The following is a 16,274-nucleotide window of genomic DNA, read 5'->3' on the forward strand; positions in this document are numbered from 1 at the left end:
CAGTTGTCACCAGTCTCATCAACTGGGCTAACCTTCCCATAAGCTTTTTAGCTTATTTTTGGTTAAACGAATCGCACGCAATTATATTGATTCGGAAGGTTATAACGTTTGAGGCTATCGATTGCCGATGGGTTATTTATATCATAATTGGTTTGATAATTATTTATAATACCATCAATCTCGTTAAACTCTGTACAAAAACCAAAAGTTAAGTCTTGGTTGTCAAATCTTAGCATTAAGTAAGCATTGTCTCCATAATTGATATTTTCAAAACTAAAAAATATACTGTAAGCTATTGATTGTAAACCTTTTGTTTCAACGATCGAGCCAAATTGCTCCCACTTGATATTTATATATTTTTTGATAAAATCAGGCAACTGCTCTTCCACCTGACTGAAAATATACTTCAATGGCTCTTCTACATATTTTAAGAAATCTCTTTTGTGTGCCATGTAAAAATCTGAGCTTGGGTTTTCACAAAATTCGGTCAATAAGTTAAATGTGTCTGTTGAAAAAGGACATTCAGGATGTACAAAAACTTTTTCCATTTTTTCTGTATGTTTAAGGTGACTCAATTGTTGTTCTTAAATTATTGTAGCCGATCGCCCTTCCCGACACCCGATCTCTGAGATACGATCGCACCCCCCATCCTTACCCACATCAATAGCCCTCCCAAAGCAGTAACACAGGCAAAACCGCTAACAACAGTTCCCGGAAAATTTAAACTTGCGCCGAGTGACTCAGATTTACCAAATTGTGTCTATACTAGATAATTGAATCCGGCGATCGCGACTAATAACGGGTACATTAAGATACAAAGCAGTAGCAGCAATAATGCGATCGGGCAAATCGGGAATTTGCGATCGGTCAATCGATTTTAGATTTTAGATTTTAGATTTTAGATTAAAGCATTGACCCCACGGATAAATTCGGGGGGCAAGTTTCATCCGATACACGTTTTTTATTTCTCCACGGATGAATCCGGGGGCTTGTATCCTGGATGCTTTTGCTCAACTTGCCTTAAAGTCAGAGCTATATTGCGATCGAAAGGAATTTCAACCAATAAGGCATCATCGCTCTCAACTTCTCTCAATAATAGATCGAGAGTAGTTGAATTAATCCGCCCTCTCTCGCTCAGATAGACAATTTCTGCTCATCTAATTGATGAAAAAGCCACCTGATTTCCCTCGGCAGCTATCTCTTCTATTGTCGTTCTAGCAGTCACCGAAAGTCGCTTTCTCGGCAAAGATATACCAGATAACAGCATGAGTATCAGCTACAGCACGCAGCATTAGAAATCCTCCCTTGGGAAATTCCCCCATTCTTCGCTGCGAACTTCATCTATATCAGCGACAGAGGGTGCAATTCCCAAGTCAGCACATAAACCCCACAATGATTTGCGGGGAGTCGGCCCAACAACTAATTCTCTTCTATTTCAGGAACAATCCACTTAATCAATCGTAACTTTTCGGCTAGAGACAAGTGCTTGACAAGATTTAAAACCGCCTCAAAAGTCATGTTTTTTATGTTTCAATTGGTGATTGATGTAATTGTAGCATTTTGGCCGCCAAGGACAGCATCACCAGGTTTGGGTTGAGAAGATTCGTTTACCACGGTTCCCGGAAAAGTTAAAACTGTGTCGAAACAATCTAAACGTGCTATATTCAATTCCGTAAACCCTGAACTGCGCTTTCAGGTAATGCAAATTTATAAACGAGTCAACTGAATGCTCTCTACTTTCAAGAAATTAGCTTCAATTGCAATCATCTTTGCCGCCCTAAAACTTTTACTTAATTATCCGGTTTTCAGAGAAATAGAAAATTATATCGCAAATAGAGACCCAGCAAGTGCTACCTTAGACGCTGGAAATCAGCAGCAAAAATCCAGCAGCCCGCCTCCGGTAACTCCCAAAAAATCACCGGAGCAAACGTTCGATGTAGTAGTATATGGTGATGAAGTACCGGGGATATGTGCGGCGATATGGGCCAAGAAAACATTAGGCGCAAAGGGCAAAGTTGCGATCGTGCGATCGAACTACGGAAGTGCTCCTTTGGGCGGCTTACTCACCCGCGGCGGTTTAGCTTACATCGACTTAGATAAAATCCCCGATTGGTACCGCCAACCCTACGCCCAATGTTTTAAGGAATTTTTAGAGAAAGCGAATGCGCCCGAATCTTGCTTAGACCCAAAACTGGCAGATCGAGCTCTCAAACAGATGCTTTCAGCAGCCAAAGTCAAAGTTATTTCCAACTCAACTCTTACTCCCCGCGTCGTAGATAAAAAAATCGAATATGCCGAAGTAAAAGGCAGCAATATAATAATTAAAGCCAACTCTTTTATTGACGTAACTCAAGATGCCGAATTCGCCAGAAAAGCAGGATTATCTTATTATACAGGATATCAATCTCAAAATATAAAATCCAAAAATGAAACTTTAGCTGTCTCTGTAGTTCCGAGAATTACGGGTATAACGATGTCCGAATTCCGCAGCATAGAAGATGAAATTCTCTACAACAGGCCTTTGGTAAAAAAGATTAAAGAAAGCATTATGAAATCTAAAGATCCGGCTAGTACAAAATTCTGGATGAGGAATTTCTGGAGTACGATTTATCAGCCGTATACAGACGGCTACGACATCAGAAGCGTAGCTATAGGAGCAGCGTATCACATAGACAGAAATCTGCCCTTTAGCCAAAATAAAGGATTCTTTTTTGATAAGGGCAATGTCTGCGTTTATAACAAAAATGTGCTGTCCTGGAACGGGTTTCTGTTTAAATACCAAGTTGACCAAATCATGAAGATGGAAGCTAACGGCAGAAAACCGACTCCTGAGATGATTAAAGAAATGTCATATCTCCAATACTGGCTACAAAAGAAATCTGGAAAAGATGTGAGAGTATTTATTCCAGACGAGGTTTATATCAGGCAAACTTTGAACGTTCGCGATGTGGTAGATCCGCTGACGGGGCAGGAGATTATCAAAGGGGGAACAGTACCCGAAAAGTCGATCGGCAGTTTTTCCTACGATTTCGATATGCGGGGCGGAGTCAAGCATTTATCTGCGAGAATTCCGCCGCTGCCAGTGTATAATTTCGGGATAGAAAGTGCTTTGGCGAGCAAAGTCAAGAATTTAGCCATTGTCGGGCGATCGTCCGGTTATGTGGGTATGGCTGTATCCGTCGGGCGAATAGCGACGGTGAATATTTATCAAGGACAAGGTGTGGGCGTAGCGGCTGGCTTGGCTAGCAAATTCGGCGTGCCGCTGAATACGATTACTTCGGCTGAAACGAAACAAACTCTGGAGACTTTAACGGGGAAAACTACGTATTTGTCGGGGAGAGATACGAGTTATGGAGTTGATTATAAGGAGGTGAAGTAATCGAGATATAGCTGTCGCCCGTGTTGCTATACGATGTTAAACCCGCCTACAAACTAGAAATTTTTGTTTGAGTTTGAGAACAAAAAACGCAATTCCTGGAGTTTGATAGCTGTTATTCATTGCGATCCTTAATTATTGCAAGTTGTTTTACCAGTAGGACTAAGGCAAACAGAAAACCGGTTCCTCTGCAAAAGCGTCGCTTTCTCCGATAGAAGGCGGGTTGTGGATTAGGGATTTCTGTCAAATAAGATATTAAAAGGATTTTACCACTGAAGATGTCGAAACCTCATATTCGACGGCGCAAGATTCCCCAACTCTTAGATATCCTCTCGATCTTCGCTCTGCTGCTGCTCGTATTCTGTAATAATGTTCTGAATATCCTCTGCTGCAATATCGACTTGTTCGGATTTGGTGTAAAGGGTCAGCAAAATGATTCCCGTTGCTGTTTGGACGTAGTAAATTAAACGGTATCCACCACTTTTACCTTTTTGAGTGTCGCTATTTCGGACTCTCAACTTGAAGACTGCATAACCCACTCCAGCAATTCGATCTCCTGGCAGTTCTCCCCGTGTGAGTTGTTCGATAATGGGTTGAATATCATTGCGAATGCTGCGGTATTTTTTTGCAAGAGTGCGTAAATTGCGATTGAAGGTTGGTGAAACTATAACTTGAATTAAGGGCAAGTCAGTCATTTTCAATTCCTTCCCACATTTGAGCAACCGAAATGGTTTGCCCAGTCATGGCTTCGTGCCAAGCTTGCCGAAAATCTTGTAGAAGCGCTGCTTTAGATTGGCCCTCTCCGTCAATTTCTGAGGGTTCTGGAATACTAAAAGAATTAGCAGGAGGCATCTCTTGGATTTCTGCTGAGAAAACCTCTGGCAGATTATTTTGCGAAATGATTACCCCCTGACGTTGCTTTTGGCTTATAAACTCTATAAAACTCGCAACTAATGCCAGATGTTCTGGAGAGAGTCGATCGAGCCATCGATCGATTTGATGTCGAAGTGCTGCTACATTCATAATGCCATCAAACCTTTTAATTTTACCTTCATTTTAACGTAAACCCGCCCCGCCTTGAATATCGCTATTCCCTCTGCCTCTGACGCGGATGCGGTTCAAAACTCTTCTCTTCCCTCTCCTGTGGCACAATCTTATATATAAAACCTGCACCCTCTCGCCAATGACCGCAAACCTACCACCCCAATACGACCCCCAAGCCACCGAAGCCAAATGGCAAAAATACTGGGAAGACAACCAAACCTTCAAAGCTGACCCCGAAAAAGGTGGCGAACCTTACTGCGTCGTCATTCCGCCGCCCAACGTGACCGGCAGTCTCCACATGGGACACGCTTTTGAAGAGACGCTGATTGATGTTCTCGTCCGCTATCACCGCATGACTGGACGCAATACCCTGTGGTTGCCGGGAACGGATCATGCTAGCATCGCAGTTCAAACTATTCTCGACAACCAACTCAAAGCAGAAGGCAAAACTCGCCACGATTTAGGTCGAGAAAAATTCTTGGAACGGGCCTGGGAGTGGAAAGCGCAATCGGGCAATACTATTACTAATCAATTGCGCAGTTTGGGCGTGTCTGTCGATTGGTCGCGCGAACGCTTTACCATGGATGAAGGCTTATCCGCTGCGGTTTTAGAAGCGTTTGTCCGGCTGTACGATGAGGGGCTGATTTATCGCGGCAATTACTTGGTGAATTGGTGTCCCGCGAGTCAGTCTGCTGTGTCGGATTTGGAGGTAGACCAGCAGGAAGTTGACGGCCATTTGTGGCATTTCCGCTATCCTTTGACGGATGGTTCTGGTTATTTGGAGGTGGCGACGACTCGGCCGGAAACGATGTTGGGCGATACTGGGGTGGCTGTGAATCCACAGGACGATCGCTACAAGCATCTTATCGGTAAAACTTTGACTTTGCCGATCGTAAATCGCGAAATCCCAATCATTGCTGATGAGTTTGTCGATCCGACTTTCGGAACTGGTTGTGTCAAGGTGACTCCCGCCCACGATCCGAATGACTTCGAGATGGGTAAGCGTCACAATTTGCCGTTTATTAACATTATGAATAAGGACGGCACTTTAAATGAAAATGCCGGAGAGTTCCAGGGACAAGACCGATTTGTTGCCCGGAAAAATGTGGTGCAGCGCTTAGAACTTGACGGGGTTTTGGTTAAAATAGAAGATTATAAGCATACAGTTCCCTACAGCGAACGCGGCAAAGTTCCGGTCGAACCTTTGATATCTACGCAATGGTTTGTGAAGATAGATCCTCTTTCTCAACGCGCTTTAGAAGCATTAGATCGAAGTAACTCACCAGTCTTTGTTCCTGAAAGATGGACAAAGGTTTATCGCGATTGGTTAGTGAAGCTGAAGGATTGGTGTATCTCCAGACAATTGTGGTGGGGACACCAAATTCCGGCTTGGTATGCTGTTAGCGAAACCCAAGGAGAAATTACTGACACAACGCCGTTTGTGGTAGCGAAAACTGAAGCGGAAGCTAAGGAAAAAGCTACGGCTAAATTTGGTAAGGACGTGCAGTTAGCAAGAGATCCAGATGTACTGGATACTTGGTTTTCGTCTGGGTTGTGGCCTTTCTCAACTTTGGGATGGCCGGACGAAACTAAAGATTTGGATTTTTACTATCCCACAACAACTTTGGTTACAGGTTTTGATATCATCTTTTTCTGGGTTGCTAGAATGACGATGATGGCAGGACATTTTACTGGAAAGATGCCTTTTGAGACTGTTTACATTCACGGTTTGGTGTTGGATGAAAACGGTCAGAAAATGTCTAAGAGTAAAAATAACGGTATCGACCCGCTGCTGTTAATTGGTAAGTACGGTACTGATGCTTTGCGCTACACTTTGGTTAAGGAAGTGGTTGGGGCCGGTCAAAATATTCGCATGGAGTACGATCGCAAAACTGATGAATCGAAATCAGTGGAAGCTTCGCGGAACTTCACGAATAAGTTGTGGAATGCGGCCCGGTTTGTGATGATGAATTTGGAGGGACAGACGCCGCAACAGTTGGGAAGTCCTCACCCCCCCCAACCCCCCCTTACTAAGGGGGGGAGAGAAGAAGGGTTGGAATTGTGCGATCGCTGGATTCTTTCTCGCTACAATCAAGTTGTGCAGCAAAGCCGCAATTGTTTGGAAAATTACGGTTTGGGGGAAGCGGCGAAGGGACTTTATGAGTTTATTTGGGGCGATTTCTGTGACTGGTATATTGAGTTAGTCAAGTCTCGCCTGCAACAGGATGCTGAACCAAATTCTAAGAAAGTGGCACAGCAAACTTTTGCTTTTGTGCTGGAAGGTATTCTGAAACTGCTGCATCCTTTTATGCCGCACATTACTGAGGAGATTTGGCACACTCTGACTCAAACAGGTGAGGATGAATGTTTGGCTTTGCAAGCTTATCCTGAAGCTGATATCTCACTAATTGATGCTGAATTAGAACAGCAGTTTGAGTTGTTGTTCGGTACAATTCGCACTATTCGCAATTTGCGGGCAGATTCTGATATCAAACCCAGTGTGAAGGTGACGGCGATTTTGCAAAGCGAAAGCGAGAAAGAACGCCAAATCCTCTCAGATGGAGGTGTTTACATTCAGGATTTGGCAAAAGTCGAAAATCTGACAGTTACTGCTAGTGTGGATGCAGATTTGGGACAGACAATTGCTGGGGTGGTCGGTACTGTGCAAGTATTGATTCCTCTGGCTGGGGTGGTCGATTTGGCGGCTTTGCGTGCTAAATTAGAAAAGAAGTTGAGCAAAGTGGAAGCTGAAATTAAGCATACTGCGGCGCGCTTGACTAATCAGAAGTTTGTGGATAAGGCTACTCCTGATGTGGTTCAGGGGGCGAGGGATGCTTTGGCGGAAGCCGAAAAACAAGCCGAGATTTTGCGCGATCGGCTAAAGGTGTTTTAATAGTTGACTGTTGACAGCTAAGTTGAGGCGCATCTAAATTCTACACTCAAGGTAGTATCGGTCTTCTATCTGAGTCACAATCCTCTCGATCCCCCCTAACCCCCCTTAAAAAGGGGGGGACAAAAGCGCTCAAAGTCCCCCTTCTTAAGGGGGATTTAGGGGGATCGAGTCTCGGCTACAAGCGAGATAGACAAATAACCAATAACTAATAACCAATAACTAATAACCAATTACCAATTACCCTCATGTTATATTTAGCCCAAGTACAAAATCAGCAAAATTTAGGCGAGATAAGTCTGCAATTGCTGGCTTGCCAAAATTCTGATGATACTTGGGCTATTATTAGTGAAGAAAGTTTCTTGACATTACAGAAAGATTTTGCTCAAAATCAAATTAACTCTGCAACTAATGTTTTAAATGAAGGGATTTTAGTATTAGCAAATGTTGACCAAAATAGCCAGGTTTTGCATATTCAATCAGCTACAGACTGGGTGCTAGAATTAGTTGAGAAGTATTTGACAACAGGCTTTACTCCCGATTTTTTGCAGCAAGAAGCCCAGAAAGCAGAAGATTGGCGGCAATCTCTCACTTTGCAGAGTCAAGAATTGTCTCGCCGCTTGATTGAAGTTGAAGCCCGCCGGGAACAAATTCAAAATTTAGAGGCAAAACTCCAGCAGGAAAAGCAATTGTTGGAAAGTTCGATCGACCAATTGAAAATTTCACCCGCTACACCGCCACTTTGACTTAGATCGACACACAACAGGCAGGGACACGGCACTAGCGCATCCCCACAAACCTAATATGCAATTTGCTGGACATCATATAATTTGTAACTTGACAAATACCCCTTACCCGTTGCCGAATCGCCAGCAATACGGCCCGCGGCTAAAGCATTTTTGACTTCAGCCAAGCGGCGGGGAGACACAGGAGTTTCTGAGAATTGCTAACATAAGCCCGCTTCTGGAAAACATCGTATTGATTGCGTTCGATCGCATTTAAGATTCTGCTGTACAGCATTGTAGCCGCCCAAACAGTCCAGCGGATATCGGGACTGAGCACTTTAATTCCGGGCTCGGCGCTGGCGTATAATTTGCGAGCTCGCTGAATTTGAAACCGCATCAATTCCCGCCAGCGGTTGTCAATTACACCGTTGAATAAATCTTCTTCGGTGTAGTTAAACAAGGCTAAGTCTTCTAAGGGAATGTAAATGCGGCCGCGGCGGGCGTCTTCTCCGACATCGCGCAGAATATTAGTCAACTGCTTGGCAATACCGAGGGAGATGGCTTCTTCTTTGGGAATTCTATTCCCCCAGTGCCAATTCCAGTTAGCAGCGGAGTTCGATTCGCCTACACCCATGACAGACATCGACATCAGCCCTACAGTACCCGCTACTCGATAACAGTAAAGATTGAGCTCTTCAAAAGTTTCGTAGCGGCTGCGGTACAAGTCCATTTGCTGGCCCGCAATCATCTCTCGAAACGGCCCAATGTCGATCGGGAAACGAGACAGCGTATCCACCAAAGCTACGTCGTAGTCGTCGTGAGGATGGCCGGCAAACACAGATTCTAGGCGTTTTTCCCACAGATTGAGGGTTTCAGGGGTCGTTGCATCAGAACCCGGCCCGTCTACGAGTTCGTCGGTGCGGCGGCACCAGACGTAAATCGCCCAAATCGCCCGACGCTTGGCTTCGGGCATGAGTTGAGTGCCTAAATAAAAATTTTTGGCATAACTCGCCGTGACTTGGCGGCACAGTTCGTAGGAGTCATCCACAGAAGCCAGAGTTCTCATGCACTGGAGTTTTGACAGTTGCAGCATCCGAGAATAAGAAATTTAAAGATTAGAACTGATTTTCCCCCGTTTAGAAAAAGGGAGATTTTTTACGTCTTTATGAAAAATTCTTAATTTTTCATTGGTTATTGGCCGTTGAAATAGCCTGCGCTGTCAGCTTACCAGAAAGCACGGCACCTTCCATACTCGCAAGATAACGCTGCATTGTATAATCCCCCGTTAGATAGAAATTGCTAATGGGAGTTGTTTGTGTGGGACGGCACTGCTGGCGTCCGGGAGTGGCTTTGTAGACGGAACGTGGGGTTTTGACTACGTGATATTTGAGCAGTTTGGCGGGTTCTGGGATTTGATCGGGAAAGAGTTTTTCTAACTCGACCATTGTCGCTGCGACGATATCTTCGTCAGATTTGCCTATCCAGTCTTTGGCCGGTGCTAAGACCAGTTCCAGCATTGATTTGTCTGGGTTGGCATATTCGCGGCAGGTGTTGCTCATGTCGGCGTAGACGCTTAGCAGGGGCGATCGCGAGAACAGCAAATGGTCGATTTCAGTTAGCTTGCGATCGAACCACAAGTGTACATTAATGACGGGTACTCCCTCCAAGCCTTCGAGCTGTTTGAAATAATCCATTTCGCCCCAAGGTTTCGGCATCATCAACTTCAGCGGGTCAACAGGCATCGCGGAAACGTAAATATCGGCCGTCAGAATTTCTGACTCTGCCCCTTTTACGCCCCGAATGTGGAAGCCGCGCACCGTGTTGTCATCGTTGAGCAAAAACTCTTTGATGGGTGCATTCAGCCGTACTTCACCGCCGCGCTCAGTTATGTAGTCTACCATCGGCTGACACAACCTCTCTGTGGGGGCACCGTCTAAAAAAGCCATTTTCGAGCCGTTTTTCTCTTGCAAGAAGCGGTTGAGGGCTGTCAGCAGTATGGTTGCAGATATTTCGTGGGGGTCGATGAAGTTGAGCGCCTTGGACATGGCGATGAATACTTCTTTTTCGACTCTGGGGGGGATGTTTTGCTTTTTGAGCCAGTCGGAAAACGAGTATTTGTCCATTGCTTCGACATAGTTTTGACCCTGAAGCATGGCCGGAATCAAACCTATACCGAAGCGGATTTTTTCGGGCCAGGTGAGCATATCGTTGTTGCTCAAGATGGCTGCGACGCCGTTGAAGGGGGCGGGAAGGTCGGGAAAGTCAAAGCGGGAATAGGTTCCGGGGGTTTCCGGCTGATTGAAAATCATCGAGTGCTCTTTCCATTGCAGCCGGTCTTCGATGTCAAGTTCTTTGAAGAGTTGGAGCATATTCGGGTATGCGCCGAAGAAGATGTGGAGGCCGGTTTCATACCAGTCGCCGTCTGCATCTTTCCAGGCGGCGACTTTGCCGCCGAGTACGTCCCGACTTTCTAGGAGGATGGGGGTGTGACCCGCGTCGGTAAGATATTTTGCGCAGGATAGTCCTGCTAAGCCGGCTCCGGCGATCGCAACTCGCATTTGATACTACTTGGCCTCTGTGTTCGCTTCGATTTAATTATACTTTACAACTCGTTACATTTTTTTGGGAAATCTGTAGGGACTTAGGCCAAGCCCATTGGTGTCAACTTAAGACTCGTTGCACAGTCCGACAGGGAATTAATTCCCTGTCTCATAGCGCAAGTCCTCTCAAAGAGGAGTAATGAGTTCTGCATATCAACTCCGGTTGTATCGAAATGATTAAACCACAGAGGACGCAGAGTCAGCAGAGTCAGGGGAGAGAGATGAATGATTCCGATGCCAACGGATTTGAGCTCAGTCCTCTTTGAGAGGACTTTAGCTTTGAGGCAGGGGTTTCAACCCTTGCCGGGCTGCGGGTCTGACCTTAAGTGTCCTAGTAAACGGTATTAACGGAAATTTAGCAACTTTTGCTATCATAAATTATGATAAAATTTGGATAAATTGCTTAAATTTATGGTACAAACAATTCAAGCTAGAAATGTTGCACTGAATGATTGGGAAACCCACTTCAAAATTGAATGGGTTGAAGATAAACAATTCTTTCGCGAGTGGCAAGATGATTTGCCAGAAATCAGTGATTATGAAAAACAACGATTAGACAGAGTGAAAGCAAGTTACAGGAATTTGCTCAAACATCCGCCACTTCCAGAAAATACAGTCAAAATGGTTGTGCTGTCTCCGTTTTTAGATTTAGCTGATTTCTATCTTGCTCCTTTTCATGTTACTTCAGAAAAATCTGTAGAAATTGTTGAGGAAGACGAGGGAGTGATTGTCAGGGGACAGTTGGATGTTTTGGCTTTGTTTCAGGAGTTTTGGGTAGTGGTGATCGAGTCCAAGAAGGCTGCATTTTCTTTGGAGGTCGGGATTCCGCAGTTACTGGCTTATATGTTAGCTAATCTCAGTGCCGATCGACCTACTTACGGATTGTTAATGAATGGCTCTAGTTTTTTATTTGTCAAGTTAGTTAAGCGGGAAACACCGCAGTACGCTTTTTCTCGCTGGTTTTCTATGTTCAATCCGGGGAATGATTTGTACAGCGTGCTGAGTATTTTGAAGCGCCTCGGTCAGTTGAATGTTGGCAATACAGTTTAGAAAGCGATCGCGCTCTTCTGGGGACAATCGCTCAGAGACGCGGTTGTACTTCGCTTAAATAAAAAATCAACAATGAACTAATTAGAATCCCCAGTCTTATTTAGACAATTGTTCGCAGTGCCGCGAGTCCCCCAAGGTGTAGTGGGTAAAAATAATAGAAAAATCTTTTTTCGATAGCCGTTGGTTTTTGGTCTTTAGAGGTATCGTAGTATGTCAGAACTAGCGGTGTGAATATAGCGAAAATTTGAATCCAGCTTTTGCAACTAATTGCATATCCGATATTTGCTATAGTCCAGCCGAACCACCAAAGGCGAGATCCTCCTCCTTTCCACCTAATCATCAATAGCGGGCAAGCCACTGCATACCAGCCGTAACTCACTCCTAAAACTTGAGCACTTAGTAGACCTGTGCTTAAAACTGCTATTTTGCGATCGAAGCGTCGGATGTAGCTCAAAGTTAGTGCTGCTGTGGCAAAGCTAAACATGATGTTTAACTGTAAATTGCCAAAAAGTAACATATGAGGTATTTGAGAAAGTACCCCAAATAATATCAGTCGAGTAATTAGAGGATTTTTGTCCCCCGGTCGTTTCCAGTTTTGAGCAAACACCCAACTAAACAACGGAAAACTGAGGCGGCCGATGATACGCATGGGTTCTGCTTCAAGCATCAATCCGATGTGGTCTATTAGCATTAGAGCGGCGGCCAACCATTTAATTTGATTTTGATTCATACAATTGATTCTCAAATTATGTTATTAAAACTTCCTTTGTTGTACTACTAATTAAATATTTTTTTGATTTTTTACACAATATATTTACAAGGTTTAGCTTTTTCAGTATGTTTGATATGCTATAAAGTGCAGTTGTTGAAGGTTTTTTAAAATTTCTAGATTTCGTATTTTGTCTATGTTTTCTGAAAGTATTATTTGTTTTTATTGAAATTTTCACTACAATTAAATCGACTGTATCCATAATCTATCCTTAAAGCAACACCTAAATTAAATAGAATTTGTTCTATTTAATTTAGGTATTTTAAAAAAGATACTTAAAAACACAGTTGTGTACTCCTTAAGGCAGATTTACCTTAAATTTATTGATTCAGAACCAATAATAATTGAGTTAATTTTACTGACATCGATCGCGACTACTACACCGACGACGATGCCTCCGCGGCCTCCGGTGACTTCTCCATCCAGAATTACTAGAGTGTAGAGGGAACAGGCGCTGGCGGTAATTTTTTGTTCGGTACAGGTGCGGTAGAGGGAACAGGTGCTGGCGGTAATTTTTGGCTCGGTACAGGTGCGGTAGAGGGAATAGGAACTGGCGGTAATTTTTGGCTCGGTACAGGTAGGGAAGTTGGTTGGGGTTGGGGCTGAGGCAAACCGGGAACACGGATATATTTCCAATTACCAGTAAACAATAGGTACATAACACCCGCAAGCACGACACCACTAACAACAGCAGCAGTAATCTTCCAAACACTGTAGGGACGCTCGCCTTGAACTTCAGCGGTGCGTGCATTAACCATTACTTGATATCGCTGGTTTTGATAGCGATAGGCACACAGCCACACAGGTAGCAAAATATGCTTAAAAGTGATAGCAGTGTAATCAGTAGAAATGCTGTGAACCCGCTGCTCGTCGCCTCCAATACTCCTACAAACATCGAAGTGAATAGTACCGGCCATGACATTTTTAGCAGATTCAAATCCTTGAGTGAGAGAAACTTGCGATCGCTGCGCTTCAAACCCAGCTAAATAAGATGAATTGTAAGGGCGCAGCGACTCCTTGAGATGCCAAGGTTCTAACGCATCCAGGCGGGGACGATCGACTGAAGTTGTAGCGGGAATCAGAATATCATCAAAAGTGCGATCGACTTTGCCAGAAGCAGGCCACCACCTGGTATGTTGCACTTGGCGAGTTTTAGTTTCTGTTTCGCCCTGCGAGTTTGTTTCCGTATAAGTTTCAGTTACGTAGTAGTGTTCTCCGCGAGAACCTTGATAGTAACTAACCGTATAAGTGTCGTAAGTCCAAAACGGCAAATAAACCCCTTGAATTTTCTCCTGTTGCGCTAGGGATTTCAAAGCAGAAGGAGCAAACCAGCGATTGCTGAGCCACTTCTGAATGCTTTCTCTGGCCTGTTTATCAGTAACTTCAAAAGGTACAATTCCCTCGGGATGCACGCTAGGGCTAGCTTTTTCAGGTTGCGTCACAATTGGAGAAGCACAAAATGGGCATTGGCCCGCTACTTTCGGCGGTTCAAAAGTAACACTTGCTCCGCAATCATTGCATTTTACTTCAAGGGCTGTTGTTGATAAAGTTGTCAGCGTCGTGCGATCGACTTGGAGATATTGTTCGTAAGAGTTCTCCTTTACCTCTTCAGCCGTTTGGGGGATTGCATCTTCCCAGCCGCAGTAAGCACACTTGAGTTTTCCTGCTTGGGGGTTGAACTCTAAATAAGCCCCGCAGCTAGGACAGGGAAAACGTTTAACAGCAGGTTCAGAATTATTCATAATAGTTTATTGGTGATGTAATTGGTAATCCGTAATCGGGAAAGCATACTAATTACCAATTACCAATTAAATAAATATGCAAAATTTTAGGCGGCGGCTGGCGGGGGCGGCGGCGGTACTGTCGCCAACAAAGATGCTAATTCCGGCACTTGCGATGCTAACTTCCAGCCGTCAAAACCCGCACGCCACACCATTACCTGATGTGTCAAACCATTTTGCAAAAGTTTATCCAATCCAAAAGGGCCTACTTGTTGACCGTTCTGGGCAATATACCACTGATGTTGTGTTGGCGGAGGAGGTGGCGGCGGAGTCTGCGATGCTGGTGATTGCATCATATTTGTCATTTGTTGGCCTACTGCCATGCCCATGCCCAATTCTAATGCTTGATTGCCGCCGCTGGGGTTATTTGCTGATGCTTCTATGGCGTTAGCAGCTTGATATTGGGTATATTGCTGCATATTTCCCAGAAGTCCGATTGAGGCTCGTTTGTCGAGTGCTTCTTCAACTTCTGGAGGCATCGAGATATTTTCAATTAATATCTGAGTTAATTCTAACCCGAACTGCTGGATACTTGGCTCTATGGCAACTCGTACCTGTTCGCCCATCTGCGTGTAGTTGGCTGCAAAGTCCAGCAGGGGAATGCGGGAATTGCCAACCCAATTGGCAAAGGCACTGACTATTGTATTGCGGAGTTGATCGGTGATTTCATCTACTTGAAATAGTCCGTCAGTGCTGATTAGTTGTTTTAAGAGTTGTTCGGGATGGGAAACTTTAATGTTGTATGTGCCAAAAGCCCGCATTCTCACTGGGCCGAGTTCTGGATCGCGGATAATTACAGGGTTAGAGGTTCCCCATCTCAGGTTGGTAAATATTTTGGTGTTAAAAAAGTAGACTTCTGCTTTAAAGGGAGAGTTGAAACCGTAGGGCCAACCTTTTAAGGTGCTAAGAACGGGTAAATTGCGGGTGTACAGTTCGTGCATTCCCGGATCGAAGACATCGGCAACTTGACCTTCGCTGACAAAGACTGCTATTTGTCCGGGTCGTACAGTTAGTTTAGCACCTTGTTTAATTTCGTTTTGGTGACGCTCAAATCGATAGGCAATGGTATCGCTGGTATTGTCCAACCATTCGATGATATCGACAAATTCGCCGCGAATCTTGTCAAAGAGTCCCATAGATTTATTTTGGGTTGTTGTTTGATTTTAGCTTCAATAGGAGCGATCGATGTTCCCGATCGCCATTGTAAAGTTTTTACGTGCGATCGCTGGGGAGGGGCGCGATCGCACTTGCAGACAATTCATAATTGCGGTTCAATTCCAGCCGATCGCAACTGAGCGCGCAGTTGCTCTAATTGGTCTTCGGCGCGATCGGCTCTTTGCCGCTCTTGTTCTGCTCTTTCAGATCCAGATAACAACAGATTCCCTTCACTATCCCACCAGCGCAGCCAAGGTAACTCAACATTTTGATACACTCCTTGCCAAATTCCCAATTCCACTCCTAACGGTGCAATGGGATAATGACCGCGCTCATTGGCAGCAACTAATTGATACCTATCTTCGATCAGGTGATAGACTTCAACACTAGCCTTGGTTACTTCATAAATTCCGTAAAAGGCCGGATGGATGACATTTTCATAAATCCAGAATTTCCCCGCCTTAGTTTCCTGTTTTCCCGATCGCAATAAAGGCGTTCTGTCCCGTTCTTCATCACCATTGCCCGATACAAATTCTAACACAATTAACGGCGATACAAATTCTTGCCACATCACATAAGAACGACGCAATTGACCGTCTAGTGTTGGCGGGACATTCGGCACGTAGAACCAGTCAGGCGCTTCTGCACCGCGTTCAAGCGGGTCAGTCAACCGCCAATAAATCCCGCAGTCTTGACCGATACAGTAGTTACCGTCAGCGTGGATTCTTTGCAAAACGGGAGTAATTGAATCTGTTAACAGAATGCTTTGGGGATGTTCTTGAAAGTTTTTCACAAAAGTGCCGTCGGATTCTGGTAATTGAGTGTGATCCGGCCAGCCTGCGGGATTGTTTTCGACATCAAGGGTGAATTTCATAATTTTATTT

General features: G+C 44.5%; 13 protein-coding genes. 4 read left to right on the forward strand and 9 right to left on the reverse strand.

Going from position 1 to position 16,274, the window contains the following annotated elements; genetic code table 11:
* Positions 1-62: 62 nt before the first annotated feature.
* Positions 63-548 (reverse strand): hypothetical protein, encoded by a 486-nt coding sequence (locus QUB30_RS25965; RefSeq protein ID WP_333339468.1) that lies wholly within the window; start codon positions 546-548, stop codon positions 63-65.
* 1,178 nt (positions 549-1,726) lie between these two features.
* On the opposite strand from QUB30_RS25965, the gene QUB30_RS25970 reads away from it, so the two are divergent.
* The gene (locus tag QUB30_RS25970) at positions 1,727-3,379 is read left to right on the forward strand and encodes an FAD-dependent oxidoreductase (protein ID WP_333339470.1); all 1,653 of its coding nucleotides are present in this window, start codon (positions 1,727-1,729) and stop codon (positions 3,377-3,379) included.
* A gap of 317 nt (positions 3,380-3,696) precedes the next feature.
* On the opposite strand, the gene QUB30_RS25975 is transcribed toward QUB30_RS25970, so the two are convergent.
* Together QUB30_RS25975 and QUB30_RS25980 are read right to left on the reverse strand one after the other, a co-directional pair.
* On the reverse strand, positions 3,697-4,071 hold the full coding sequence (locus QUB30_RS25975) for a type II toxin-antitoxin system RelE family toxin (protein ID WP_015179269.1): 375 nt from the start codon (positions 4,069-4,071) through the stop codon (positions 3,697-3,699).
* Positions 4,064-4,399, reverse strand: coding sequence for a hypothetical protein (locus tag QUB30_RS25980; RefSeq protein WP_333339471.1), 336 nt, complete (start codon positions 4,397-4,399; stop codon positions 4,064-4,066). The genes QUB30_RS25975 and QUB30_RS25980 overlap by 8 nt, the downstream gene beginning before the upstream one ends.
* Positions 4,400-4,559: 160 nt before the next feature.
* Here QUB30_RS25980 and QUB30_RS25985 point away from each other — a divergent pair, with 160 nt between their 5' ends.
* Positions 4,560-7,313 carry a valine--tRNA ligase gene (locus tag QUB30_RS25985; protein WP_333339474.1) on the forward strand — a complete coding sequence of 918 codons (2,754 nt, stop codon included), beginning with the start codon at positions 4,560-4,562 and terminating at the stop codon, positions 7,311-7,313.
* A 245-nt stretch (positions 7,314-7,558) separates the two neighbouring features.
* A complete protein-coding gene (locus QUB30_RS25990; protein WP_333339477.1) occupies positions 7,559-8,056 on the forward strand; it encodes a hypothetical protein in 498 nt (165 codons plus the stop codon).
* A 142-nt stretch (positions 8,057-8,198) separates the two neighbouring features.
* On the opposite strand, the gene crtB is transcribed toward QUB30_RS25990, so the two are convergent.
* Both crtB and pds read right to left on the reverse strand, forming a co-directional pair.
* Positions 8,199-9,128 (reverse strand): 15-cis-phytoene synthase CrtB, encoded by a 930-nt coding sequence (gene crtB / locus QUB30_RS25995; RefSeq protein ID WP_333339479.1) that lies wholly within the window; start codon positions 9,126-9,128, stop codon positions 8,199-8,201.
* Positions 9,129-9,219: 91 nt separating this feature from the next.
* Positions 9,220-10,593 (reverse strand): 15-cis-phytoene desaturase, encoded by a 1,374-nt coding sequence (gene pds / locus QUB30_RS26000; protein ID WP_333339480.1) that lies wholly within the window; start codon positions 10,591-10,593, stop codon positions 9,220-9,222.
* A 453-nt stretch (positions 10,594-11,046) separates the two neighbouring features.
* On the opposite strand from pds, the gene QUB30_RS26005 reads away from it, so the two are divergent.
* Positions 11,047-11,685, forward strand: a complete 639-nt coding sequence (locus QUB30_RS26005) for a restriction endonuclease subunit R (RefSeq protein WP_333339483.1) — start codon at positions 11,047-11,049, stop codon at positions 11,683-11,685.
* Positions 11,686-11,785: 100 nt separating this feature from the next.
* On the opposite strand, the gene QUB30_RS26010 is transcribed toward QUB30_RS26005, so the two are convergent.
* From QUB30_RS26010 to QUB30_RS26025, 4 genes are all read right to left on the reverse strand, one after another.
* Entirely contained in the window at positions 11,786-12,415 is a 630-nt protein-coding gene (locus QUB30_RS26010; protein ID WP_333339486.1) for a TraX family protein, read from the reverse strand.
* A 470-nt stretch (positions 12,416-12,885) separates the two neighbouring features.
* Positions 12,886-14,196, reverse strand: coding sequence for a hypothetical protein (locus tag QUB30_RS26015; protein ID WP_333339489.1), 1,311 nt, complete (start codon positions 14,194-14,196; stop codon positions 12,886-12,888).
* A gap of 86 nt (positions 14,197-14,282) precedes the next feature.
* Positions 14,283-15,371, reverse strand: a complete 1,089-nt coding sequence (locus QUB30_RS26020) for an SPFH domain-containing protein (protein WP_333339491.1) — start codon at positions 15,369-15,371, stop codon at positions 14,283-14,285.
* Positions 15,372-15,493: 122 nt separating this feature from the next.
* Positions 15,494-16,264 (reverse strand): Uma2 family endonuclease, encoded by a 771-nt coding sequence (locus tag QUB30_RS26025; protein WP_333339495.1) that lies wholly within the window; start codon positions 16,262-16,264, stop codon positions 15,494-15,496.
* Between the last annotated feature and the right edge of the window lie 10 nt (positions 16,265-16,274).

Origin of the sequence: Microcoleus sp. BROC3, from assembly GCF_036702515.1 — a bacterium.
Taxonomy (GTDB): Bacteria; Cyanobacteriota; Cyanobacteriia; order Cyanobacteriales; family Microcoleaceae; genus Microcoleus.